This is a genomic window from Clostridium sp. ZS2-4 (assembly GCF_026719745.1).
Taxonomy (GTDB): Bacteria; Bacillota; Clostridia; order Clostridiales; family Clostridiaceae; genus Clostridium_H.
Genome location: NZ_JAPPRQ010000135.1, coordinates 1 through 26,267 on the forward strand (window position 1 = coordinate 1; position 26,267 = coordinate 26,267).

Sequence of the window (26,267 nt, forward strand, 5' to 3'; positions counted from 1 at the left end):
AGTCTGCACTATATGAAAAGCTATCGCTTACAAAAACTCAAATCAACGATTTTTTAGACTATTTTATATCTACATTACCTAGTTTTATCAAGGAAAAACTAGCTTTTTCGTAGTGCGAAAGTTGAGAACTTAATATACAAGGTACTAATATTGTTTTTGTAATAAATTTATGAATGAATTTTATTAATTGGAACTTATATATACTAACTTATTTTTAAACTTTCATAATTAACAAAACAAATTCATAGATATATACTGTATTTGATAATGGAAGGGGTATAGAATTTCAGTTTTCCACACGTTAAAAATCACTTCACAGCCAGTGTTAATAATTTAGTAATGCTCCTAAATCATATAATATTTTGTTCTATATAGTTTCTGTATTGTAATGCTTCAATTACATCGTCTTCTCCAATTGTTTCTCTAAAATTTAAATCTGCTATACTTCTGGCAACTTTTAATATCCTACTATAACTCCTGGTACTTAAATTAAATTTTTCGTAAATTTTCTCTATAAACTTTTTCGATTTTGAATTCAGTTTGCAATATTTTTTAATAAGTCTTTCATTCATTTGTGCATTACAGTAGATTCCTTCATTTAAAAATCTTTCTTTCTGTATTTGTCTTGATTTTTCAACCCGTCTTCTTATATTTTCTGAAGTTTCCACTCTGCTCTTATTATTAATCTGTTTATAAGATAACGCATTTACAGGTGAAAATATATCAATCCTGTCTAAAAGAGGTCCTGAAATCTTATTAATATATCTTCTTCTTTCATACTCTGCACATGTGCATTGTTTTATTCCACTACCATAAAACCCACATGGACAAGGATTCATTGATCCGACGAGCATAAAATTAGCTGGATAATTAATACTTCCATTAATTCTTGTGACTTTTATAACCCTATCCTCTAAAGGCTGTCTTAAAACTTCCAAAACTTTTTTATTAAATTCTAATATTTCATCTAAAAATAGCACTCCATTATGTGCTAAAGATATTTCACCAGGTTTAAGTTTACTCCCTCCTCCAACTAAAGATACCTGTGAACAGGTATGATGAGGATTTCTAAACGGTCTTTCTGTAATTAATCCTTTTTCATTTTCTAAATTGCCAGAAATACTATATATCTTTGTAACTTCTAAAGATTCTTCATAGCTTAACTGAGGCAATATTGTAGGAATTCGCTTTGCAATCATAGTTTTACCACATCCTGGTGGACCATATAAGATAATGTTATGTCCACCTACCGCAGCCACTTCAACAGCTCTTTTACAACTTTCCTGCCCAATAACCTCACTAAAATCATCCGAAAAATGTTTTTTCTGTTTGGTTTTTAAATTTTCAAAAGGTAATAAATCTCTATACTTCATAAAATTCACTATTTGTTTTAAGTTACTAAAGGGATATATTTTAGCTTTACTAATAACTGAACATTCTTCTGCATTACCTACTGGCACAATAAATTGATTAATATTATTATTTATTCCTTCAATTACAATAGGCAATGTACCTCTAACTTTTTTTAATTCTCCTAATAATGATAATTCTCCCATAAAAATAAAATTTTCTTTGTCCTCCATATTAACTTGTTGAGTTAACATTAAAATTCCCAATGCTATGGGTAAATCAAATAATGAACCTTCTTTTTTAAAATCAGCTGGAGCAAGATTGATAGTTATTCTACCCATTGGAAACTCAAAACCTGAATTTATAATTGCTGACCTAACTCTTTCTTTTGACTCTTTTACTGAAACATCTCCCAATCCAACAATATTAAAAGCAGGAAGACCTTGTGCTATATCTATTTCTACATCAACAATAGTTCCGTTTATCCCTGTAAACGTTGCAGAATTAATTTTTAATGCCATATAATCACCTCAAGTAAAATTATTGCCATTTATTGTTTATATAATCATATTTTAAATTATTTAGTTTACTTTAGAATGTAATTTACATAATATTTTTTATGTTAAGTTTTTTATTTTGTGTTTTTTATTTACATTTTGTTTTCATTTACATAATAATTTTTATGTAAACATTTCGTGTCTCCTGAATAAATAATTATTTTTTGACTATAATTAAAATAATTATTTTAAATTTAGGGGTGTTTTATATGATTCACTATAATAAAAAGATAGGTAACTACGGAGAATATCTAGCAAAATCTTATTTAGAGAACTTAGGATATATAGTCCTTAAAAAAAATTTTCGATGTACACTAGGTGAAATAGATATTATAGCTTCTCTTCCTCGTAATAATTGTATATGTTTTGTAGAGGTGAAAAGTAGATTTACAGACTCCTATGGACGACCTTGTGATTCAATAACCTTTAAAAAAACACTTACCTTGCGTCGTACCGCTGAATTTTACATAATGATAAATAAGCTATATAAACATAATTTTAGATTTGATGTAATAGAAATCATATTTAATCATCATGATAACGATTATCTAGTAGAACATATTAAGAATGCATTTTAGCACAAAAGAACTAACTTGTAAGTTAGTTCTTTTGTGCTAAAATATATTTAATATATTTTTTAAAAAGCTTTTTCTGTGTATTGGACTAAAACCATATTGCTTTATTGCCTCTATATGATTTTTTGTACCATATCCTACATTTTTGTCAAAATCATATTGTGGATATATATCTGCATATTCCTTCATAAGATTATCTCTATAAACCTTAGCTATAATAGAAGCACAGGCTATACTTGCACTTTGAGCATCTCCTTTTATCACAAATTCATTATTGTACTTGCAATTTTTTATTGCATATCCATCAGATAAAATAAAATTTGGTTCTATAATTAAGCCTTCATATGCCTTTTTTAAAACCTCATTATTTCCCCATGCTATTCCCTTATTATCAATTTCACTATTGTCTATTTCAGCTATAGAATAGCTAATAGCTTTTTGTTTAATTATTGAATCAAGTTCTTCTCTCATTTTTAAAGATAATTTTTTTGAATCATTAATATGCAGTATCAACTCTTGATCCATTTTATAATCTAAATCTAAAATAACTGCAGCAGCTACTATGGGCCCAGCTAGAGGGCCTCTTCCAACCTCATCAACTCCAGCAATATATCCATTTGCTAAAAACTTTCTATCAAATCTATACATATTCTTTACTCTATTAATTTCTTTTTCTTTGTTTTTCACATATTTGCGTACATTTTCACTTAACTTCTGAACAGTTTTTCTATTATCCTTTTCTAACAATTCTATAATAAAGTTATAATCACATTCATTATCATTTAATATTGATGTAATATATTTTTTTACCTCTGCAGATTTCATATTACTAAAATCTATCTCTAATATATTATCATGGCCTTTCAAGGGATATAGATCCAAGCTTACCACCTCTAAATTCATCTAATATAAGTACTGCTACTCTATTATAGTCAATATTTCCTCTAGAAATTATAGCTCCTCTTTTTCTGGCTATATTATCCATATTTTCTAGTGCTTCATCACTTAGAGAATCTAATTTATATCTTTCTAGTAATCTTTCTGGGTAATGTTGTTGCACTCTCTCAATTAATCTAAGAGCTAAAGTTTCTATATCCATAATTTCATCTTTGATAGCCCCTGTAAAAGCTAAATTTAATCCTACTTCTTCGTCTTCAAATTTTGGCCATAATACTCCTGGAGTATCCATAAGTTCTATACCTATTTTAGTCTTTATCCATTGCTTACTTCTCGTAACACCTGGTTTATCTCCAACTTTTGCTCTATTATTTTTAGCCATTTTATTAATAAAAGATGATTTACCAACATTAGGTATACCTACTACCATTACTCTTGTAGTTATGTTAACTAATCCTTTTGCTTTAAGTTTTTCATGCTTTTCCTTTAAAAGCTCATCTAATAAAGGTTTAATACCATTTAATCCTTTACCAGTAATACTATTTACTGTTGTAACTTTTATAAAGTCATTTGATAATGTTTCTATCCATTTTTTAGTTATTTTTTCCTCTGCTAAATCACTTTTATTTAATAAAATAATTCTTGGTTTATCCTTGCATATATCATCAATATCTGGATTTTTACTGGATTTAACAATTCTTGCATCTCTTATCTCTATTACTGCATCAACAAATTTAAGATTTTCTTTAATTTCTCTTCGGGTTTTTGCCATATGCCCTGGGAACCAGTTGATTGCCATACTATACAAAACCTCCCTTATATAATTTATAAATTTGTATAAAAATTTTACGATGGTTTAAATATAAAAAAAAGGGACTGTTAAGTCCCATTTTTCCTATCTTCTTAATTCTTTAACTTTTGCAGCCTTACCTACTCTATCTCTTAAGTAGAATAATTTAGCTCTTCTAACTTTACCTTTTCTTACAACAGTTACTTTTTCAACCATTGGGGAGTTTATAGGGAATGTTCTTTCAACACCACTACCATAAGCTACTCTTCTTACAGTAAAAGTTTCTCTTATTCCACCATTTTGTTTCTTAATTACTGTTCCTTCAAAAGCTTGAATTCTTTCTTTGTTTCCTTCTTTAATTCTTACATCAACTCTAACTGTATCTCCAACATTGAATTGAGGTAGTTCTTTTTTAATTTGTTCAGCTTCTATCGCTTTTATTATATCTAACATGTGCATTCCCTCCTTGAAATTTTTTTGACGTTCTTTCTCTATGTATTTTATAGACAGAGGACCGCCCGTACTAGCACGATGCTTATTTTACCACAAATAAATACTTTCTTCAATATAAATTTGATATTTTAGCAATAAATTCTTAAAATCTTTCATCATTTAAAATCTTTTTATCTTCTTTTGATAAAATTAGCTTTTTAAATAAATCTGGCCTTCTTTCACGTGTAATTAAAAGAGATTTCTTTCTTCTCCATTTTCTAATGTTTTCATGATGTCCTGAGAGCAAAATTTCTGGAACGCTTTCATTCTCAAAATATGAAGGTCTTGTATATTGTGGATATTCTAAAACTCCTTCATAAAAGGATTCTTCCATAAAGCTCTCATTATTTGATAGTACCCCGGGTATCAACCTGCAAATACTATCAATAATAGGAATACATGCCATTTCTCCTCCTGTAAGCACAAAATCACCAAGAGAAGTTTCCATATCAACATGTTTATATATTCTCTCATCAATTCCTTCATAATGTCCACATAAAAATATTAATTCTTTTTCTTTTGACAATTCTTTGGCCATATCTTGATTAAAGGTTTTACCTCTAGGTCCTAAAAAGATAACTTTACCACTATTCTCTTTTTTCATTGCTTTTATTGAATCAACCACTGGTTGAGGTGTCATAACCATCCCAGCTCCCCCACCATAAGGATAATCATCTACTTTTTTATGCTTACTTATAGAATAATCTCTTATATTGTGAGAATTAATATCTATTATATCATTTTCTACCGCTCTACCTATTATACTGTGTTTAAAGATTTCAAACATTTCTGGAAAAAGGGTTAAAATATCTATTCTCATTGCCATATATCCAAAGGTTTTATTATAATTTTTTTGTTATTTATATCTATTTTAAGTACAATATCCTTAAGAGCTGGAATTAAAACCTCATTTTCACCCTTTACCCAATATACATCATTACTACCAGTATATATTATATCATCTACTGTACCTATTTTATTTCCTGTTTCTTCATAAACCTCACAGCCTATAATATCCATAGCAAAATAAGTATCTTCAGGAAGTTGCACTGCTTTTTCTCTCTTAACTTTTATTAGCTTATTTTTTAATCTTTCAGCTTCTTCAATAGATTCTATTCCTTCTATTTTTAGAATAACCTTTCCTGGTTGAAATTTGCATCCACTAACTACGATTTCTTTTTCATCAATATATGCTTCTTTTAAACTTTTAAATCTATTTACATCATCAGTGGTTGGTTTTACCTTTACTTCTCCTCTAATACCATGAGTATTTATTATTTTACCTACAGTTAAAAACTGTTCCATAAACTTCATACTCCTTTTATTATATTTATATATTTTAAAAGAGTTAGGAAAACCTAACTCTTTTAGGGTAAACTTAGTATGTAACTAAATTATTTCTACAACAACTCTTTTATTTTCCTTAATAGCCGCTGCTTTAACAACAGTTCTAATAGCTTTTGCTATTCTTCCTTGTTTACCAATCACTTTTCCCATATCATCTGGAGCTACTTTCAATTCAAGAATTATTGATTGCTCACCAACAATTTCATTAACACTAACCATTTCTGGGTTATCAACTAATGCTTTAGCAATTACTTCTAGTAAATCTTTCATCTACTACACCCCCAGGTTACTATTTAGAAAGTTTTTCGCTTATTCCAGCTTTAACAAAAAGCTTTTTAACGACATCTGTAGGTTGTGCACCATTTTTTATCCATTGACTAGCTTTTTCTTCATCTATTTTTATAGTCTTTGGTTCTGAAACTGGATTGTAGTAACCTATTTCCTCAATGAATCTTCCATCTCTTGGAGATCTTGAATCAGCAACAACAACTCTATAAAACGGAGCTTTTTTTGCACCCATTCTTCTTAATCTAATTTTTACTGCCATGTGTTTCACCTCCTTAAAAATATACATATCTATTTACATGAATGGAAATTTCCCAAACATACCTTTTTTTAAAGCTTTCTGTTGACCTTTCATCTGTTTCATCATCTTTTTCATCATTTGAAAATCTTTCAACAGTTTATTAACCTGTTGAACAGTCGTACCTGAACCTTTTGCAATTCTCCTTTTTCTTGATGGAGAACTAGTTACCAATTCTGGATTTCTTCTTTCCTTTATAGTCATTGAATCAATTATAGATTCAATTCTTCCCATATCTTTTTCACTTTGACTAAGATCAATTCCTTCAAGCTGTTTACTATTAACTCCAGGCATCATTTCAAGTAGTTTAGTCATGGGACCCATTTTTTTAATTTGAGCCATAGACTCTTTGAAATCCTCTAAATTGAATTCCAAACTCATCATTTTACTTCCAAGCTCTTTAGCTTTTTGCTCATCAATAGCTTCTTGAGCTTTCTCAATTAAAGATAAAACATCTCCCATTCCCAATATTCTTGAAGCCATTCTATCTGGATGAAATACTTCAAGGTCATTCATTTTTTCTCCAAGACCCACAAATTTTATAGGCTTACCAGTAACTGCCTTAATTGATAGTGCAGCACCACCCCTTGTATCTCCATCTAACTTTGTAAGAACAACGCCAGTAATATCTAGTCTTTCATTAAAACTTTTTGCAACATTAACAGCATCCTGACCAGTCATTGAATCAACAACAAGTAATATCTCATTTGGAGTTACATCGCTCTTAATGTTTTCCAGTTCTTCCATTAAATTTTCATCTATATGAAGTCTTCCTGCTGTATCTATTATAACTACATTTAAATCATTATTTTGTGCATGTTCTATTCCTGCCTTAGCAATATCAACTGGGTTCACCTTATCCCCCATGGAAAATACTGGAACATCAATTTGCTTTCCAACTACTTGAAGTTGCTTTATTGCCGCTGGTCTGTATATATCACAAGCAACTAACAAAGGTTTTTTGTTTTTCTTTCTTAGCTGAAGAGCTAATTTACCGCCCATAGTAGTTTTACCTGCACCTTGAAGACCTGCTAACATAATAATAGTTATGCCCTTTTGAGAAAATTCAATTTTACTCTCTGTATTTCCCATAAGTTCTTTTAACTCTTCATTAACTATTTTTATAACTTGCTGAGCAGGTGTCAGACTTTCCATTACCTCTTTTCCAAGACACTTTTCACTTGCAGTTTTCACAAAATCTTTTACTATTTTATAGTTAACATCAGCTTCAAGCAAAGCTAATTTAACCTCTCTCATAGCTTCCTTTATATCTTTTTCAGATAGCTTACCTTTGCCCTTTAGTTTTTTCAAAGTTTCTTGAAGTTTTGATGCTAATCCTTCAAATGCCATCTTAAACCTCCTAGATAGACTCACTAATATAATCTTTTAACTCCTGCAAAGCTGTTTCTATCTGATTATCATTATTTTCTTCTTGGAGTCTATTAATTTTTTTTATGATAAATTCCTTCTCACTCTTTATTTTGTCATTTTTTTTCATTAACTTCAATTTATCTTCATAATCAATAAGTAGCTTATTACAGCGCTTTATTATATCATATATAGCCTGTCTGCTAGTATTTGTAAGTTCTGATATTTCTGACAAAGATAAATCCTGATTAAAATAAAGCTCCATAATATCCTTCTGCTTTTCAGTTAACAGTTCTTTATAGTAATCTAATAATATAGAAGTTTTTATTCTATCTTCCATGTAATCACCAACTCACAATTAAGATAATATCAAAAACTCATATAGGTGTCAAGTATTTTTACTTAACACCTTAGTTTTTTTTTAGAAAAGTGCTTCTACAAAACTTTCAGCATTAAATTCTTGAAGATCTTCAATTCCTTCTCCAACACCTATAAGTTTTACAGGAATATTTAATTGATGCTTAATTGCTATTACAACTCCACCTTTAGCAGTACCATCAAGCTTTGTTAATATAATACCATCGATAGGACAAACTTCCGTAAACTGTTTAGCTTGTTGAAGAGCATTTTGTCCTGTAGTAGCATCTAAAACTAATAATGTTTCCTTATTTGCTTCACTATATTCCCTATCTATTATTCTGTTTATTTTTTCAAGTTCATTCATCAAATTCTTTTTATTATGCAATCTACCTGCTGTATCACAAATAAGAATATCTACATTTCTCGCTTTTGCAGCTTGTATGGCATCAAAAACTACTGCTCCTGGATCGGCTCCCTCTTGATGTCTTATTATATCAACTCCTGCTCTGTTGCTCCACACCTCTAATTGATCTATTGCCGCCGCTCTAAAAGTATCTGCGGCAGCCATTACAACTTTATGTCCATCACCTTTCAATTTTGCAGATATTTTTCCTATAGATGTTGTCTTCCCTGCTCCATTTACACCTATGATTAACATAACATGAGGTGTAATTTTAGGAGTAATACCCTCTTCATTATTGCCCTCACAAAGAACTTCAACTAATACTTCTTTTAAGCAAGTATATACTTCTTTTGGATCTTTGATTTTCTTTTCTTTAACCTTGTTTTTCACTCTTTCAATAATCTCTAAGGATGTGTCTACTCCTATATCCGCAGTTATAAGAATCTCTTCTAATTCCTCATACAACTCCTCATCAATTTTCACAGCTAAATTTAATACTTCTGAAACCTTATCTGTTAAATTATCCTTAGTTTTTGAAAGTCCACTCTTTAATTTTTCAAATAAATTCCCTAACATATTTCCAACTCCTTTAATATTTTGCTTTAGTATTTTTAAGTTGATTTACTTAAATCAACTGACACTACTTTAGATATTCCTTTTTCCTCCATTGTTACCCCGTATAAAACATCCCCTGCCTCCATACTACCTTTTCTATGGGTTATTATTATAAATTGAGTATTATTTGAGAATTTTCTTAAAAACTCTGAATATCTTGCTACATTTGCATCATCTAAAGCTGCTTCTATTTCATCTAATATGCAAAAAGGAGTTGGCTTCATCTTTAAAATTGCAAACAATAATGCAATAGCTGATAATCCTTTTTCTCCTCCTGACATTAGATTTATATTCTGCAACTTTTTTCCTGGAGGTTGAACATTTATTTCAATGTTAGCAGTCAACTCATCTCCATCCTCTAATATTAAATCTGCATGTCCTCCTTTAAATAATTCTCGAAATGTTTCATTAAAATTATTTTTTAACTTTAAAAAATTTTCACGAAAAACCATCTTCATTTTGTCAGTCATTTCAAATACAACATTTCTTAATTCCTCTTTAGCCTTAACCAAATCTTCCTTTTGAGAACTCATAAAATTGTATTTTTCCACAAGATCTGCATATTCTTCAATAGCCCCTAAATTTACTACTCCTAATTTAGAAATTTGACTCTTATAAACTGCAATATCATTCTTGCACTTCTCTATATTTATATTATCTATCTTCAGTTCCAAGGCTTCAGCATAGGTTAATTCCATTTCTTCATTTAATTTTTTGTAAAAAGAATCTTTTTCAGCCTCATGTCTTGCAAGAGATATTTGCATATTACTTTTAATACGTTCATTTTTATCACTATATAAAGTAATTTTCTCTAAATTTTCCGTAAAGCTTTTTATACTTTCTTTTATCCTTACTCTTTTAATTTCACTATCCTTAAATTTTTCTTCCTGCTCACATATTACTGCCTTGATTTCCCCAATTTTTCTTTCATTACTAATTATTTTTTCTTTTGAATTATCTACATTTTTTATACATTCTTTATTTTCATTTTCTAAAATATAAATTTCTTTTTCCCCTGATTGTATTTCACCTTCTATTCTTTTTACATCAAGGTATCTATTTGATATATTTCCATCAAGCTGAGCATTTTTTATTCTTAGTTCTGTAAGCTTTTCATTGTTTTCTTCAAGTTTTTCTTTTTGAGTGTCTAAATTTGATTCCATAGTTAATATATTTAGATTATTTTCTTCTTCTCTTACAATTATCTCTTGAATTTTATCCTGCTTATCTTGAAAAGTTACATGACTGTGGTTTAATGTTTCTTCCATAAAAGCAATTTCATTTTTTGATACATCCAAATCTCTTTTTAATTTTTCAGTTTCATTATCTATAGCACTAATTTTACCATTTATCTTAGTTTTTTCTATGTTTTCATAATGAATTTCTTCTCTCAGATTCAAACAATACTCATCCATATTTTTTATGTTATCTTTTCTAGAATTAATTTTTTCAGTTAACCCTACTATATCTTTATTTAAATCCTTTAATTTTAAAGATAATTCTTCTATTTCTCTTTTTCTACTGATTATCCCTGTATTTTTGTGATAAATACTCCCACCAGTAAGTGCTCCACCTGTATTTATTACTTCTCCTTGTAAAGTAACTATTTTATAACTATAGTCACTTGCCTTTGCAATTAAAAGTGCACTATCCATATCTGATGCAATGACTGTTCTTCCCAAAACATATTCAATAACGCTTGTAAACTTAGCTTTATACTCTATAAGTTCACTGGCTATTCCTATATATCCTTTTATATTTTTTAGCTTTTGTGGAATTTGCACTGTTCTTCCTTTTATTATATTTATAGGCAAAAATGTAGCTCTACCTAATTTATGATTCTTTAAATAGTTAATAAGTGTTTTGGCAATTTCTTCATCCTCTGTAATAACATTAGATATAGAAGCACCTAAAGTTACCTCTACAGCAGTCTCAAATTTTTTTTCCACTTTTATTATTTCTCCAAGTATACATGCTCTGTTTTTAGCCTTAGGAATTTTATCCTTATCTATATGTTGCATTAAATTTTTAACAGATTTATTATATCCTTCATGTAGTTTTTCAAAATTTATTAAAGCATTACAATTAGCTTCCATCTTATTATGCTCAATTGTAATTTCTTTAAGCTTATTTTCATCCTTTGCTAAATTTCTATTTTCAATAGAAATTTCTTTTTTATATCCCTTTATTTCTTCTTCATACTTGGATATTTTATTATGTATATCAAAAATTTCTTTTTTCAGCATATCTTTTGTAGTATAGTTTATCTTAATTGAATTAATATATGTTTCACTAGCATCTTTGCGTTCTTCTAATTTATTCTCTAATGCATTCATATCATTTTTTAAAATTGCCAAGTCATTTTTATTTTTAGTAATTTCACTAATTAAGTGAACTTGATCTGCCTTTGCATCTTTTATTAATTTATCATTGCTTTTAATATAATTATTTATTTTAATTATTTCTTTTTCTAAAGTTGCTATTTCCTCTTCTGTTAAACTTTGATCATCCTTAAGTTCTTTTAGGATTGTATTTTGAATATTCCTTTGATTTTTTAAAGAAATAATTTTCTCTTCTAACTGTTTTATAGATTTAAAGTTTTTTTCTATGGTACTTTGTAAATTATTCATTCTTTCATTTAAAAGATCAATTTCGGATAATAGGTTTTGACTTAAAGTTTTGCTTTCATAATATTTTCTTCTTTCATCGTTATTCTCCATCTCGAAGTACTCTAATTCTTCATTTGCCTGCAAAAGCTTTTCTTTGATTTTGATTTTTTCTTCTAATATCTCTTTCAATTTATTATGATTTTCTTGTAATTCTCTTTTCAGAGAATTAATTTTTTCTTCGAAACTTTCTATATTATAAATAATCAAGGTTACCTCTTTACTTTTCAACCTTTGTGAAATCTCAAGGAATTCTTTTGCTTTTTCATTTTCTTTCTTTAACGGATCTAATCTTTCTTCATAAGTACTAAAAATATCATTTATTCTCTGAATATTTTGTTCTGTATTGTGAAGCTTTTTTTCAGCTTCTTCTTTTCTCGTTTTAAATTTCACAATACCTGCCGCTTCTTCTAAAAGGCTTCTTCTTTCTTCTGGTTTCCCACTTAAAACAGCTTCAATTTTACCTTGACCTATTATGGAGTATCCTTCTTTTCCTATACCTGTATCCATAAAAAGCTCTTGAATATCTTTTAATCTACATTTAGTATTATTTAAATAATATTCACTTTCTCCTGATCTAAAAAGCCTTCGCATTATAGTAACATCAGTATATTCTATGGGTAGTTGACTATCACTGTTATCCAAAACAAGAGTTACTTGAGCAAGACCCACAGGTTTTCTATATTCTGTTCCTGCAAAAATCACATCCTGCATCTTACCCCCTCTCAGATTTTTAACACTCTGTTCTCCAAGTACCCACTTAACTGCATCAGATATATTACTTTTACCGCTTCCATTTGGACCAACTACTGCTGTAATCCCTGTCTTAAAAGCTAATTCAGTTTTATCTGCAAAGGATTTAAAGCCTCTTATCTCAAGTGACTTCAAAAACATATTTATCTCTCCCATTTGTAAATAATTTTGCAAAAACTCAGTTGCATACTGGTGCTGCATTGTCTAAGTAACTTTTACCTATATAATTTTATAGCATATAGCTTGAAATATCAATTATTAGTCAAAATAAAAAACCGTGCAAAGCACGGTTTATTTTATCTAGGTTCTACAATAAATTTTATAGCTGTTCTTTCTTCTCCATCTATAGATATTTGAGAAAATGCAGGAATAACAATTAAATCTATTCCATTAGGTGCAACAAATCCTCTTGTTATGGCTAACGCTTTAACAGCCTGATTTACTGCTCCTGCTCCTACTGCTTGAACTTCAACGCTTCCACATTCTCTAAGTACGGCTGCAAGTGCGCCTGCTACTGATTTTGGTTGAGATTGAGCTGATACTTTTAATACATCCATTTTAAATCCTCCCTACAAAATTTATTATTACATATTTTTGCATCCTTTATAGGGAATATATTCTATAAATCTTCGATTTTTCCTTCTTCATACTTTTTTTTCAAATATTCTTTAATTGATATTTCTTTACACTTTTCTTCAATTTGCAACAAAATTTTTCCTCTTTCGATATCACATTTTTGCAAAATTTTAAGTTTTTTTGTTTTTGTCTGAGCTTTTGTGTCATTAAAAAATTTTTTTCTATGTGCATATAACTTTGATATATCTTTATTATTTATGTAAATTATACATTCATCACAATTACTATTCTTCATTTCATCTAAAATTATTTCATTATATATCTTACCCTCGACCAATTCTCTAAAGGCAGGATGAAACGGTCCTACTACAATATCTTTTCCTACATTTATTTCTTCAGTAGGTTGAAGTCCAACTCTTATAACTTTGATATTATTAGCCATAAACATAGAATAAATTATTTTACTAATCTCCACAGCTTCTTCTAAGGTATAAGGATCATAATTATTACTATTATACATTTTTTCCATAGGAGTATCTTTAATTACTAGCGCAGGATAAATTCTTGCGATATCTGGTTTTAAATCAATCACCTTTTTAGCCGTTTCAATATCCTTTTTAAAGTTATCTCCTGGAAGCCCTAACATAATTTGATGTCCTAAAATGAATCCTCTCTCTTTTATAAGTTTAGAGGCTTTTATAACATCTGCTGCATTATGTCCTCTACCAGCTTTTAAAAGTACTTCATTATCTAAGGATTGAACTCCTAATTCAATTATATCAGCAGAATACTTTTTTAAATTGTCTAGTATATTTTCGTCTATATAGTCCGGTCTAGTAGATAAATGTATATAGTCAACATATCCTTTATCTTTATATTTTTTTGCAACAGCTAATAATTCTTTTTGTTTATTTATGTTTATTGCTGTAAAAGTTCCCCCAAAAAATGAAACTTCTACAACAGCATTTTCTCTATTTATAGTTTTTAAATATTGTTCTATGGTATTTTCAACAAACTTCGGTGTAACATCATCACTAAACTCACCAGTTATACTATTTTGATTACAAAAAACACAACTATGAGGACATCCTTCATGCGGTACAAAAATAGGTATGATATAATGTGCCTTACTCATATTTATTACCTATATTCTCAAGAGCTTCTTTAGCCGCATTCTGTTCGGATTCTTTTTTACTATACCCTTCCCCTACACCTTCTACTATTGAATCAATTAAAACCTCTGTGAAAAACTTTCTCCTATGCGGTGGCCCCTCATATCCAGTTAAATTATACTCTATGGTGTACTCACCATATTTTTGAATAATTTCTTGTAATCTTGTTTTATAATCAATTATAATTTCATCACTATCCGCTTTTTCAATTATTTCTTTAAAATTTTGTATTATGAAATTTTCGGCACTTTCATACCCCTGATCTAAATATATAGCAGCAATTATCGCTTCAACACAGTCAGCTAATATCGATATTCTTGTTCTTCCACCAGTTAGTTCTTCCCCTTTACTCATGTTTATATATTTTCCAATATTCCATTTTTGAGCTACATTGTACAATGAGTTACCACATACTATAAGAGCTCTCTTTTTTGTTAAAAACCCTTCTGGCATACCCTTGTACTTATTAAATAAAAGTTCAGATATACACAATTGAAGTATAGAATCACCTAAAAATTCCAGACGTTCATTATGTTCTATATTTTTATTTTCATTTACACACGAACTATGAGTAAGTGCATTATTTAATAAGTATACATCATTAAATTTAACATAAAGTATATCTTCTAATTCTTTCAGGACATACTTTCTATTTTTTTCCATCAAAAACAGCTCCCCTATTCAAATAGAAATTTAAAGTCCCGCAAATTACGGGACTTTAAATTATTCCTCAACATGAGAATTTATATATTCTACTACATCGCCAACTTTAGTTGCTTTTTCAGCATCGTCATCTGGTATTTCAATATCAAACTCTTCTTCTAAAGCCATTATTAATTCTACTACATCAAGTGAGTCAGCTCCCAAGTCGTCTACAAATAATGAATCCATTGTAACTGTATTTTCATCAAGACCGAGTTGGTCTGCTATTATCTTCTTTACTCTATCAAAAACCATTTATTTCACCTCCCATCAAAATTCTACAATATGATAATATTACATAACTTATACATCGTCAATAAGATAATGTTACTTTTACAATATATTTTATACCATTTTCTCTTCAATATGTACTTTTATTTTACCAATAATATCATTTTCATTAAAATTAATAGCCTGCCTTATTGCATTTTTAATAGCTTTACCGTCAGAACTCCCATGGGCCTTAATACATATTCCATTAACTCCCAAAAAAGCAGCTCCACCATACTCTTTATAATCAAAATCTTTTTTAAATTTTGTAAATAGTGGCTTTAATAAGGCTCCTCCTAGCTTTGTTCTGAAGGAAAACATTATTTCTTCTTTTAGTGTAGAGAAAATAGTTTGTGCTACTCCTTCATACATTTTCAACACCGTATTACCAACAAACCCATCACAAACCAAAACGTTTACGTCACCTGTTGGTATTTCTCTTGGTTCTACATTACCTATAAAGTTAAAATCATATTCTTTTAATAGTTTATGAGCTTCTTTAGTGAGTTCATTTCCTTTTTCTTCCTCAGATCCTATGTTTATAAGCCCAACAGTAGGATTTTTAACGTTTAATATGTTTTTAAAATAAATTTCCCCCATTTGAGCAAATTGCACTAAATTATTGGGTTTGCATTCAGCATTAGCACCACAATCGATTACCATAAATGGGCCATTTTTGCCTGGCATAACAGGTGCAAGAGCAGGTCTGTTAACTCCCTTTATTCTGCCTATGACTAGTGTAGCTCCAGCTAAAAAAGCTCCAGTACTTCCAGCAGATATAACTGCATCTGCCTCTCCTTTTTTTACTAACTCTAAAGCTCTATATATACTTGAATCTTTTTTTCTTCGTAAAGCCATTACAGGATGCTCATTATTACTAATTATTTCTTTAGCATCTAGTATAGATATATTATCGTACTGCTCTTTATACTTACTCAATTCTCTGCTTATTAAAGCTTCAGGTCCAGTAATGATTATTTCAATATTTTTATACTCTTTTACTGCTTCAATGCATCCTTGTACTACTGAATAAGGTGAATGATCTCCCCCCATACCGTCAATAGCTATCTTCATAATTCATCCCTCACTTTATATGTCATATTATTTTCCATTAGCTTACATATATCTAATTATAATATAATTCTAAACAAAGATAAATCATTATTAAAACATTTAAAAAAAGAAAGTCATACGACTTTCTTTTTTTAAGCTTCTTTAGAAACTATTTCTTTTCCATTGTAGTATCCACATTCCTTACAAACTCTATGAGCAAGTTTCATTTCATGGCATTGTGGACATTCAACCATTCCTGGTACACTTAATTTAAATGTTTGAGCTCTTCTTGAATCTCTTCTAGCTTTTGATGTTTTACTTTTTGGATGTGCCATCTATTTTCACCTCCTTAGTTAGTTCGGGAAAAAATCTCTTAACTTTGCCAGTCTTGGATCAATATCATCCTTACCACAATTACATGTAGAATGATTTAAATTCACGCCACATACCGTGCATAGTCCTAAACAGTTTTCACTGCAAAGTTTCTTCATTGGTAGTGACAAAATTATACTTGTTTCAATGATTGGCGGAAAATCAACCTTATCATTATTTATAATGATAATATCATTGCCTCCATCATGTTCAATCTTTGAAAATTTTTCATGAATTTCAATTTCTAAAGGGTAATCAAAATCCTCAAGACATCTAGAACATACAAGTTTTAAAGTTGTTTTCATTGTTCCGTCAAAGTTAATTATGTCACCTGATATTGTAAAAATGCCTTCTAAATTAACAGGTTTAACAAACTTAATTTCTTCTTCATCGAAAGTAAATCCTTTACCTTCAAAAGACACACTAATTTCTTTTTCTTTAACTTTTTTCCCAATTAAATCAGAAATATCAATTAGCATAATTACACCTCTATTATCATAAATGGGCTAATAAAACCTATGTTTACATAGAATCTATTAGCCACAACTTATTATATAAACACGAAGATAAAAAGTCAAGTATTTTTATTATACTTTGTTATATTATGCTTTATTTTTCAACTATTTCTTTTGTATCTCTCGCAATCATTAATTCTTCATTTGTTGGTATGATAAAGATTTTAACCTTAGAGTCATCAGCACTGATTAATCTTGCTTCTCCTCTAACATTATTTCTTTCTTTATCGATTTTTGCTCCTAAGAATTCTAATTCATTAACTATTTCTTCTCTAGTTTCTATTCCATTTTCTCCAAGTCCTGCTGTAAATACGATACAATCTACTCCACCCATAACAGCAGTATAAGAGCCTATGTATTGCATTACTTTATACTTAAATACTTCTAAAGCTAATTGAGCTCTTTTATTACCTTCAGCAGCAGCTCCTTCAATATCTCTAAAGTCACTACTTACTCCTGAAATTCCTAAAACACCTGATTGCTTATTCATTATATTATCTACTTCTGATTCTGATATATTTAATTCTTTCATTAAGAATGTAGGTATAGCAGGATCTATATCTCCTGATCTAGTACCCATTGTTAAACCTGCAAGTGGAGTGAATCCCATACTTGTATCAACACATTTGCCACCTTTAATAGCAGCTAAACTAGCACCATTACCTAAATGACAAGTAATAATTCTTAAGTCTTCAATATTTTTTCCCATCATTTCAGCTGCAACTGAAGAAACATATTTATGAGATGTTCCATGGAAACCATATCTTCTTACTCCATGCTTCTCATACAATTCATATGGAAGAGAATACATATAAGCTTTTTCTGGCATTGTTTGGTGGAAAGCTGTGTCAAATACACCAACCATAGGAGTATTTGGCATTAATTCTTTACATGCATTAATTCCAATTATATTTGGTGGGTTATGAAGTGGTGCAAGTTTTACACACTCTTCTAAAGTCTTCATAACATCTTCATCTATAAGTACAGAACCTGCATATTTTTCACCGCCGTGAACAACTCTATGTCCTACAGCAAATATTTCTGACATATTTTTTATAACGCCTTCTTTTTCATCAACTAAAGCTCCTAAAACTAATTCAATAGCTTTTTTGTGATCTTCCATAGGTTCTTCAATAATATATTTTTTCCCATCTGCTTTTTGAGTTAATATTGATCCTTCTATTCCTATTCTTTCAACTAAACCTTGTGCTAAAACTTCTTCTGTAGTCATATCGATAAGTTGGTATTTTAAAGATGAACTTCCACAATTTATTACTAATATTTTCATGAATTTCTCCTCCATTTACATTTATTTAGACTATTTAAACGTTTTTATAATTGCAACATTTGAAAATACAGATTATTTATATGCTATATATCTATATTCCTCTCTGAGCTTGAACCGCAGTAATAGCTACAACATTTACTATATCAGTTGCACTACATCCTCTTGATAAATCGTTTATTGGTTTTGCAAATCCTTGGCAAATAGGCCCTATAGCTTCAGCCTTAGCAAATCTTTCAACTAATTTGTACCCTATATTTCCAGTTTGTAAGTCTGGGAAAACAAGCACATTAGCCTTTCCAGCTACAAGACTGTTTGGAGCTTTTAATGCAGCAACAGTTGGATCTATTGAAGCATCTAACTGCATTTCTCCGTCTATTTTTAAGTCTGGTCTGAACTTTTTAGCTATTTCAGTACCTTTTCTAACCTTATCAACAAGTTCATGATCAGCACTCCCCATAGTTGAGAATGATAACATTGCAACTTTTGGATCCATATCACATAATCTTTTAGCAGTATCTGCAGTAGTTACCGCAATTGAAGCTAATTGATCTGCTGTTGGATTAGGATTTACAGCACAATCAGCAAAAATCAACAAGCCATTCTCACCATATTCACAATTTGGTACCATCATAACAAAGAATCCAGAAACTATTGAAGAACCTGGTGCTGTTTTTATTATTTGTAATCCTGGTCTTAATAAATCTCCAGTAGTATGTATAGCACCTGAAACCATTCCTTCAACATCATCCATATGAAGCATCATAGTTCCAAAATACAAAGGATCTTTTACAACTTTTAAAGCTTTTTCAAAAGTCATGCCCTTATTTTTTCTCATTCTATATAATTCATCAGCATATACCTCAAGCTTATCAGACATCTCTGGATTGATTATTTCAACTCCTTCAATATTTGATCCTAACTGCTTAGCTTTACTTCTTATTATACTTTCATTGCCTACTAAAATTAATTTAGCTAATGAATTTTCATTAATTTCCCCTGCCGCAATAAGAGTTCTTTCTTCCTCCCCTTCTGGAAGCACTATAGTTTTCAAATCTGATTGTGCAAGTTCCCACATCTTTTTAATAAATCCCATGTTAAATTCTCCTTTCAATTTATCTAACAATAATGTATACTGTATAACATATTCTATAATATACTATACACCTTTTCTTATGTATTTTTCAACAAAAAAAACAATATTTTTTATCTGTATTATTATTTTTTTTTATCTGTATTAAATTTTGTACTATATAATATATCCTTATTATGTAACATTTATTTATAATTTATAACTTGTTTTCATATACTATTTTTATATTTACATTACTGTATTATACTTATTTACAGGTGGTGATTCAATGAATCTTACTGGAATAATAACCGAATATAATCCTTTGCATAATGGCCATTTATATCATATAAAAGAATCTAAAAAACAAACAAATTGTGATGGACTTATTTGTGTAATGAGTGGAAATTTTGTACAAAGGGGTACTCCTTCTTTAATTGACAAATGGAGTAGAGCTGAAACAGCCTTAAAAAACGGTATTGATCTTGTTATAGAACTTCCTGCCATATACAGTTTATCCTCGGCAGAATTTTTTGCCTTTGGAGCTGTTAGCTTATTGAATAATTTAGGAATTGTAAATAACCTATGCTTTGGCAGCGAAAGCGGAGATATTAATCTTATAAAACAAATAGCAGACATCCTTATAAAGGAACCTGAAAATTTCAAATTACAATTGAAGTCATATTTAGATAAAGGTCTTTCTTACCCTGTTGCTCGCAGCAAAGCTCTTAGTAGTTTCTTTGAAAATAATTCTTCTATAACAGATGTTCTATTTTCATCAAATAATATATTAGGAATTGAATACTGTAAAAGTTTGATAAAATTAAATAGTGATATAAAGCCTTATACAATTCAAAGAGAAGGTTCTGCTTACAATAGCATAAATATTGAGAAAAAATTTTGCAGTGCTACATCAATCAGAAAACATTTAAAGGAAAAAGACAATAGCATTGATCTTTTGATAGAAAAAGTACCCATTAATTCCTTTAATGTAATAAAAAATATGTATAATAAAAATTCATTGACTTTTGAAGATTCAATATTAAGCTTTTTGAAATTCAAGATATTTACATATGAAAACAAACTTGAAAATCTTCCTGATGTTTCAGAAGGCCTGCATAACAAAATTTATAAAGCATTAAACCAATCCAATACCTATGAAGAATTAATATCCAAAATAAAAAGCAAAAGGTACACAGAAACGCGCATAAATAGAATTCTATGTCAATACTTTGTTGGCTTTGACAATTATAATACTAAGCTTTTAAGAACTTTGTCTTGTCCTTATGCTAGAGTTTTAGGTTTCAATAAGCGAGGTAGAGAAATTTTAAAAGAATTAAAAAGCACTTCTTTAATACCTATATATATTAAATTACCTAAAGATTTAAGTAATTCATTAGAATTAGATATACTAGCTACTAAAGCATATAGTCTAATAAATAAATCAGTATCTCCTAATTCTGATTATTTAATTAGTCCTATTACATTATTTTAATAGTAATATTATTTATCCCTCTTGAAATATATTTATATTAGTCCAATTATCACTAATCAATATATTTTAAGGGGATTTTTTCATGAAAATATTTCTTTTATTTTTAATATTCACAATTGTATTTATGATTTTCAAGTTATTTAATACAATTTCAAGTAACTTCTATAAAAGCATTTTTTCTACTTTTATCTGCAGTATACTTATTATTTACATAATATTTAATCCTGAACTTTGTTTAAAATCAGCATTAGATGGTTCAAAATTATTCATTAAATCTGTCTTTGTATCTTTATTCCCTTTTTTAGTATTAATCAATATAATGATATCTTATAACGCAGTAAACATTTACTCAAAATGTTTTGGTAATATTCTATGTAAACCATTAAGATTACCCCAAAACTGTTCTCTTGTTCTAATCATAAGTATATTATGTGGCTATCCCTTAGGCGCAAAATATGCGTGCGATTTATACGAAAAAAATTTAATAGATTTTAAGACTTGCGAGAGACTTATAAGTATTGCTTCCAATCCAAGTCCTTTGTTTGTAATAGGTTCTGTTGGAACTTATATGTTAAATAATCATTCTTTAGGCTTTATACTTCTAATATCATGCTATTTATCCTGTTTTATTATAGGAATTATTTTACCGGCATCTCACAATAATCCTTCTTCAAAACACATTGCAATTGATTATGTTTGTGAAAATAGAAATATAGGTGATGTATTAAATAAAAGCATAAACAATGCACTTAAAACTTCAATTTCAATAGGTGGATTTGTTATATTTTTCTCTGTTATCACCACAATAGTAAAAAACAATATCTTATTTGATATTGTTTTCACAAAACTTTCTGATATTCTAAGTATATCTCAAAAATCTTTGGAAGGTTTTTTACTTGGTCTACTTGAAATGACCAATGGATGCAACTTAGTATCCTCCAGTAATGACTTTAGTATTTTATTTAAGATTATGCTTCTAAGCTTCCTCTTGGGTTTTAGTGGTCTATCAATAATTAGCCAAGTATATTCTATTATTTATAAATTCAAATTTTCAATAAACAAATATATAAAACTAAAGTTCATTCAAGGAATAATATCCAGCATATTAACTTTACTACTTTATAAAATAGATATAATTTACTTGTCAAGTTCGGTATTTAATATCCCCACAAAAAACATTTCAATGTTTAACTTGAACAATATATTTATATTTTCCTTACTAGTATTAATAACTCCATTTGCTATAACAAAATTTCACAAGCTACTTCACCGTATCTCTTAATTCTTTAATATTTTGTCTAATAGTATTAGTTGTATTAGTAATATTAGATTCCATAGATTTTAAATACTCTTCTGTTTGGTTTTTGACACTTAAAAGAGTTTTCTTGCCCATATCATTAATTTCTTTTTCTAAACAACATAATATTTCATCTGCATACTCTTTTGCACCTATTCGAATTAATTTTGCATCCCTTTTAGCTGAAGTTATAATTTCTTCAGCTTTATTTTTTGCTTCTTTCATAACACTATGATTTTCAATTTCTTTTTTTAACCTTTGATAACTTTCTTTTTTTACTACTTCTGCTTGTTTATGAGCATCACTTAAAATTCTTTCTTTTTCTTCACATATCCACTGAGCTTTTTTAAATTCATCCGGAAGATAGTTTATGATTCGTTCCACAATATCTATTGATTCTTTTTTATTTATCATTGTCTTACCTAAAATAGGTACATTGTGTGATGTTTCAATTATTTCTTGAAGATATTCCAATAATTTCATAACCTCCATTTAACTCATCACCTTATCTTTTACTAATTTTTTCCATAATATTGGGTATAATTTCATCAGGTACTAACTCATCAATACACCCACCAAATCTAAGAATCTGCTTAATAGAAGATGAGCTTACATAAGAGTATTTAGCACTTGTCATCATAAACATTGTTTCAATGGTTGGATTCAATTTTTTGTTCATAAGTGCCATTTGTAATTCATATTCAAAATCTGTAACAGCTCTTAATCCTTTAATGATTACTTGAGCATCTTTTTCCTTCATATAATCTACCAGAAGGCCATGAAAACTTTCTACTCGTACATTTCCTATATTTTCTGTTGTTTTTTCTATTAATTCTACTCTTTCTTCTATGTGAAAAAGTCCTTTTTTATCTGGGTTGATTAAAACAGCCACTGTAACTTCATCAAAAATTTTTGAAGCTCTTTTAATTATATCCAAATGTCCTTTCGTAATAGGATCAAAACTTCCTGGGAAAACTGCTTTTCTCATGTTATTCCTCCTTAAATGCATAAAAACATACAGTTGTATTACCATATTTTCTATGGTCAATAAGGATTATGTTATTGTTTCCTTCATAGATTTCCTCCGAAGAATCAATCTTTGTTACTATTAATCCATCTATTTTTAGTAACCCTTCCTTAGTAACTATATCCACAGCTGGTGGAATCATTTCTTTAGCATAAGGAGGGTCTATAAATATTAAATCGAATACTTTATTCTTTCTTGATACTTCTCTTAGTGCATCATATGAATCCATATTTAAACATCTGCACACATTCTCAAATTTTAAGTTTTCAACATTTTGTTTTAACCTACTGAATGTAGTTGGATGTTTATCTACTAAGTAACATTCGGCTGCACCCCTGCTAGCAGCTTCTAACCCTAAGCTTCCTGTCCCCGCAAATACATCTATTACTATTGAATCTCTAACTTTATTTTGAATTATATTAAAAATACTTTCTTTTATCCTATCAAGTGTAGGTCTTGTTTGCATACCATCGGGCGGCAAAATCTTTCTACCTTTTGCACTCCCTGAAATTATTCTCATGTTTTTCCTCCTTCATTTGCCACTTTTGTGAATCTTATTTCATATTTTAACATACATCCATTAATTATACAAAAACATTTTATAACTTTACTTTAGTTAAAGCAAATATATTTATAAGTTTGTTCAAGCTTACTTAAAATTTGATTTTTAAGTAACATATCTTGTTTTAAATTACTATTAGCTATGCACTTAGCCTCATTATTTGCAAGTTTAAACAAATGAATATCTTCCAATAAATTAGCTAATAAAAAACTATCTTCTCCATGCTGGCTTACACCAAATATTTCTCCACTCCCTCTTAATTTCAAATCCTCTTCTGCAATATAAAATCCATCATTACTTTTAGTCATGATTTCCATTCTCTTTTTTGTTGTCTCACTTTTTATATCGGCAATCAATATACAATAAGATTTTTTATCGCCTCTCCCAACTCTTCCTCTTAATTGATGTAATTGAGAAAGTCCAAATCTTTCAGCATTCTCAATTATCATAAGAGTAGCATTAGGAACATTAACCCCTACTTCTATTACTGTTGTTGATACTAATACTTTAATTTTTCCACTTTTGAATTCATTCATAATTTCTTCCTTGTCCTTAGAAGCCATTTTTCCATGAAGAATTCCTATTTCTATATCCTTAAAAATCGTTTCCTTTAGTTCTAAATACAATTTTTCTACTGATGATATTTTAATTTTCTCATTTTCTTCAACCAAAGGGCAAACCACATATACCTGTCTTCCATCTTTAACCTGATTGAAAGCAAAATTATAGACTCTTTTTCTAGTGCCTTTACCTGTATAATAAGTATCTATTTTTTTTCTACCTGGCGGCAGCTCATCAATACAAGATATATCCAAATCTCCGTACAGAGTTAACGCCAAAGTTCTAGGAATAGGTGTTGCAGTCATAACTAAAATATCAATCTTATTTTCTTTATTAAATAATTTACTTCTTTGCCTTACACCAAATCTATGCTGCTCATCAGTAACAACCATTCCTAGATTTTTGAAAACCACATCTTCTTCCAATAAAGCATGGGTTCCTACTATTATATCTATATTTCCATTCTTTAAGTCTTCTTTTATTCTTTTTTTATTTTTATTAGTAGTGCTTCCCGATATAAGTTCTATATTTACATCAAAATCTTTCAGTAAATTTTGTGCTTCAATATAATGCTGCACAGCAAGTATTTCAGTAGGTGCCATAAGAACTCCTTGATAACCATTTTTGATTACATTAAAAAGAACAATTATAGCAACAATAGTCTTGCCACTGCCAACATCGCCTTGAACTAATCTGTTCATTGGTACATCTTTTTTTTCATCAATTAATATTTCTCTTATTGCTCTATTCTGTGCCATTGTAAGTTCAAATGGAAGCTTTTCTTTTAAATCTTTCAGCTCTTTTGCAATTTTGAATGCAATGCCATTAGATTTTTTCATTTTTTTTAACATTAGCAGTTTTAAAGAATATGTAAAAAGTTCTTGAAATTTCAATCTTTTTTTAGCTTCCTCTAATTCCTTTTTTCCAATTGGCTTATGAATATTCCTTATTGCATTATCCAAAGAGCATAGATTATATTTCTTTAAACTTTTATCGGGCAAATTTTCTTTAATCTTTATATTATTAAGTATCCAAAGATTAGTTTTAACAAAAAAATTATTATTAAGCTTGCCTTTTAATGAATATTTAGGGAGTACCCGTCCCATTTCATCTTGTTTTAATATAGTGGAACCAATTAAAACTTTTTTATTATTTTTCACCTCTACCTTTCCTAATAAAAAATAACTTCCATTTATCCTGAAGTTATTCTTTATATAGGGTTGATTAAACCATTTACCTTGAAAATCTGTTTCTCCATCATTAAATATAACAGTAGTAATAACCATGTTATTCCTTATCCGTATATCTTTTTTTATTTCCTTAACCTTAGCCTTTATTTTTATCTTTTTATCTTCTTTTACTTCATCTATACTGCTACAGCACTCATTTTCTTCGTAATCTCTAGGAAAATATAATATAAAATCTAATATTGTAAATATACCACATTGATTTATCAATTCTTTTGTCTTAGGTCCTATTCCTTTTAACACACCAATATCATCATTAATATTCATAATACAATTCTCCATCTTTTTTAGTAATAAAAAAAGCC

The 26,267-nt window shown here is 29.0% G+C and carries 28 protein-coding genes; 3 read left to right on the top strand and 25 right to left on the bottom strand.

Features of this window, described 5'->3' with window-relative positions:
• Positions 1–350: 350 nt before the first annotated feature.
• Complete coding sequence (locus OIO11_RS16155; RefSeq protein ID WP_268072475.1) at positions 351–1,871, bottom strand: YifB family Mg chelatase-like AAA ATPase; 1,521 nt, start codon at positions 1,869–1,871, stop codon at positions 351–353.
• Positions 1,872–2,116: 245 nt separating this feature from the next.
• On the opposite strand from OIO11_RS16155, the gene OIO11_RS16160 reads away from it, so the two are divergent.
• The gene (locus OIO11_RS16160; RefSeq protein WP_268072476.1) at positions 2,117–2,485 is read left to right on the top strand and encodes a YraN family protein; all 369 of its coding nucleotides are present in this window, start codon (positions 2,117–2,119) and stop codon (positions 2,483–2,485) included.
• 36 nt (positions 2,486–2,521) lie between these two features.
• Here the strand turns inward: OIO11_RS16160 and OIO11_RS16165 are convergent, their stop codons facing one another.
• The 20 genes from OIO11_RS16165 to pta form a co-directional block, all read right to left on the bottom strand.
• Complete coding sequence (locus tag OIO11_RS16165) at positions 2,522–3,322, bottom strand: ribonuclease HII (RefSeq protein WP_268072588.1); 801 nt, start codon at positions 3,320–3,322, stop codon at positions 2,522–2,524.
• 13 nt (positions 3,323–3,335) lie between these two features.
• Positions 3,336–4,178: a ribosome biogenesis GTPase YlqF gene (gene ylqF / locus OIO11_RS16170; RefSeq protein ID WP_268072477.1), complete on the bottom strand. Its 843-nt coding sequence runs from the start codon at positions 4,176–4,178 to the stop codon at positions 3,336–3,338.
• A gap of 96 nt (positions 4,179–4,274) precedes the next feature.
• Positions 4,275–4,622 carry a 50S ribosomal protein L19 gene (rplS, locus tag OIO11_RS16175; RefSeq protein ID WP_268072478.1) on the bottom strand — a complete coding sequence of 116 codons (348 nt, stop codon included), beginning with the start codon at positions 4,620–4,622 and terminating at the stop codon, positions 4,275–4,277.
• A 142-nt stretch (positions 4,623–4,764) separates the two neighbouring features.
• Complete coding sequence (gene trmD, locus OIO11_RS16180) at positions 4,765–5,481, bottom strand: tRNA (guanosine(37)-N1)-methyltransferase TrmD (protein WP_268072480.1); 717 nt, start codon at positions 5,479–5,481, stop codon at positions 4,765–4,767.
• On the bottom strand, positions 5,478–5,966 hold the full coding sequence (gene rimM / locus OIO11_RS16185; protein WP_268072481.1) for a ribosome maturation factor RimM: 489 nt from the start codon (positions 5,964–5,966) through the stop codon (positions 5,478–5,480). The genes trmD and rimM overlap by 4 nt, the downstream gene beginning before the upstream one ends.
• 84 nt (positions 5,967–6,050) lie before the next feature.
• Positions 6,051–6,278, bottom strand: a complete 228-nt coding sequence (locus OIO11_RS16190; protein ID WP_268072483.1) for a KH domain-containing protein — start codon at positions 6,276–6,278, stop codon at positions 6,051–6,053.
• 19 nt (positions 6,279–6,297) lie between these two features.
• Entirely contained in the window at positions 6,298–6,555 is a 258-nt protein-coding gene (gene rpsP / locus OIO11_RS16195) for a 30S ribosomal protein S16 (protein ID WP_268072484.1), read from the bottom strand.
• A gap of 33 nt (positions 6,556–6,588) precedes the next feature.
• A complete protein-coding gene (ffh, locus tag OIO11_RS16200) occupies positions 6,589–7,941 on the bottom strand; it encodes a signal recognition particle protein (protein WP_268072486.1) in 1,353 nt (450 codons plus the stop codon).
• Positions 7,942–7,951: 10 nt separating this feature from the next.
• Positions 7,952–8,299, bottom strand: a complete 348-nt coding sequence (locus OIO11_RS16205) for a putative DNA-binding protein (RefSeq protein ID WP_268072487.1) — start codon at positions 8,297–8,299, stop codon at positions 7,952–7,954.
• Positions 8,300–8,380: 81 nt separating this feature from the next.
• Positions 8,381–9,298 (bottom strand): signal recognition particle-docking protein FtsY, encoded by a 918-nt coding sequence (gene ftsY / locus OIO11_RS16210; RefSeq protein ID WP_268072488.1) that lies wholly within the window; start codon positions 9,296–9,298, stop codon positions 8,381–8,383.
• A gap of 35 nt (positions 9,299–9,333) precedes the next feature.
• Positions 9,334–12,897 carry a chromosome segregation protein SMC gene (gene smc, locus OIO11_RS16215; RefSeq protein ID WP_268072490.1) on the bottom strand — a complete coding sequence of 1,188 codons (3,564 nt, stop codon included), beginning with the start codon at positions 12,895–12,897 and terminating at the stop codon, positions 9,334–9,336.
• Positions 12,898–13,052: 155 nt separating this feature from the next.
• Positions 13,053–13,313, bottom strand: a complete 261-nt coding sequence (locus tag OIO11_RS16220) for a stage V sporulation protein S (RefSeq protein WP_268072492.1) — start codon at positions 13,311–13,313, stop codon at positions 13,053–13,055.
• A 62-nt stretch (positions 13,314–13,375) separates the two neighbouring features.
• Positions 13,376–14,467, bottom strand: coding sequence for an elongator complex protein 3 (locus tag OIO11_RS16225; protein ID WP_268072493.1), 1,092 nt, complete (start codon positions 14,465–14,467; stop codon positions 13,376–13,378).
• Positions 14,460–15,167 (bottom strand): ribonuclease III, encoded by a 708-nt coding sequence (rnc, locus tag OIO11_RS16230; RefSeq protein ID WP_268072494.1) that lies wholly within the window; start codon positions 15,165–15,167, stop codon positions 14,460–14,462. Before rnc ends, OIO11_RS16225 begins: the two co-directional genes overlap by 8 nt.
• 60 nt (positions 15,168–15,227) lie before the next feature.
• The gene (gene acpP / locus OIO11_RS16235; protein WP_268072496.1) at positions 15,228–15,461 is read right to left on the bottom strand and encodes an acyl carrier protein; all 234 of its coding nucleotides are present in this window, start codon (positions 15,459–15,461) and stop codon (positions 15,228–15,230) included.
• Between the two features lie 90 nt (positions 15,462–15,551).
• Complete coding sequence (plsX, locus tag OIO11_RS16240) at positions 15,552–16,550, bottom strand: phosphate acyltransferase PlsX (RefSeq protein WP_268072498.1); 999 nt, start codon at positions 16,548–16,550, stop codon at positions 15,552–15,554.
• Between the two features lie 131 nt (positions 16,551–16,681).
• Entirely contained in the window at positions 16,682–16,864 is a 183-nt protein-coding gene (gene rpmF, locus OIO11_RS16245; protein WP_268072499.1) for a 50S ribosomal protein L32, read from the bottom strand.
• An 18-nt stretch (positions 16,865–16,882) separates the two neighbouring features.
• Positions 16,883–17,380 carry a YceD family protein gene (locus OIO11_RS16250; RefSeq protein WP_268072500.1) on the bottom strand — a complete coding sequence of 166 codons (498 nt, stop codon included), beginning with the start codon at positions 17,378–17,380 and terminating at the stop codon, positions 16,883–16,885.
• Between the two features lie 130 nt (positions 17,381–17,510).
• Positions 17,511–18,704, bottom strand: coding sequence for an acetate/propionate family kinase (locus OIO11_RS16255; RefSeq protein WP_268072502.1), 1,194 nt, complete (start codon positions 18,702–18,704; stop codon positions 17,511–17,513).
• Between the two features lie 91 nt (positions 18,705–18,795).
• A complete protein-coding gene (pta, locus tag OIO11_RS16260; RefSeq protein ID WP_268072504.1) occupies positions 18,796–19,797 on the bottom strand; it encodes a phosphate acetyltransferase in 1,002 nt (333 codons plus the stop codon).
• Positions 19,798–20,062: 265 nt separating this feature from the next.
• Here pta and OIO11_RS16265 point away from each other — a divergent pair, with 265 nt between their 5' ends.
• Together OIO11_RS16265 and ylbJ are read left to right on the top strand one after the other, a co-directional pair.
• Positions 20,063–21,268, top strand: coding sequence for a nucleotidyltransferase (locus OIO11_RS16265; RefSeq protein ID WP_268072505.1), 1,206 nt, complete (start codon positions 20,063–20,065; stop codon positions 21,266–21,268).
• A gap of 82 nt (positions 21,269–21,350) precedes the next feature.
• Complete coding sequence (gene ylbJ, locus OIO11_RS16270) at positions 21,351–22,550, top strand: sporulation integral membrane protein YlbJ (RefSeq protein ID WP_268072507.1); 1,200 nt, start codon at positions 21,351–21,353, stop codon at positions 22,548–22,550.
• Here ylbJ and OIO11_RS16275 read toward each other — a convergent pair.
• The 4 genes from OIO11_RS16275 to recG form a co-directional block, all read right to left on the bottom strand.
• Positions 22,530–23,057 carry an ATPase gene (locus tag OIO11_RS16275; protein WP_268072508.1) on the bottom strand — a complete coding sequence of 176 codons (528 nt, stop codon included), beginning with the start codon at positions 23,055–23,057 and terminating at the stop codon, positions 22,530–22,532. The two genes, ylbJ and OIO11_RS16275, sit on opposite strands and share 21 nt — an antisense overlap.
• Before the next feature lie 13 nt (positions 23,058–23,070).
• The gene (gene coaD / locus OIO11_RS16280; RefSeq protein ID WP_268072509.1) at positions 23,071–23,553 is read right to left on the bottom strand and encodes a pantetheine-phosphate adenylyltransferase; all 483 of its coding nucleotides are present in this window, start codon (positions 23,551–23,553) and stop codon (positions 23,071–23,073) included.
• A gap of 1 nt (position 23,554) precedes the next feature.
• The gene (gene rsmD / locus OIO11_RS16285; RefSeq protein ID WP_268072510.1) at positions 23,555–24,112 is read right to left on the bottom strand and encodes a 16S rRNA (guanine(966)-N(2))-methyltransferase RsmD; all 558 of its coding nucleotides are present in this window, start codon (positions 24,110–24,112) and stop codon (positions 23,555–23,557) included.
• Between the two features lie 92 nt (positions 24,113–24,204).
• Complete coding sequence (recG, locus tag OIO11_RS16290) at positions 24,205–26,229, bottom strand: ATP-dependent DNA helicase RecG (RefSeq protein ID WP_268072511.1); 2,025 nt, start codon at positions 26,227–26,229, stop codon at positions 24,205–24,207.
• Positions 26,230–26,267 lie beyond the last annotated feature (38 nt).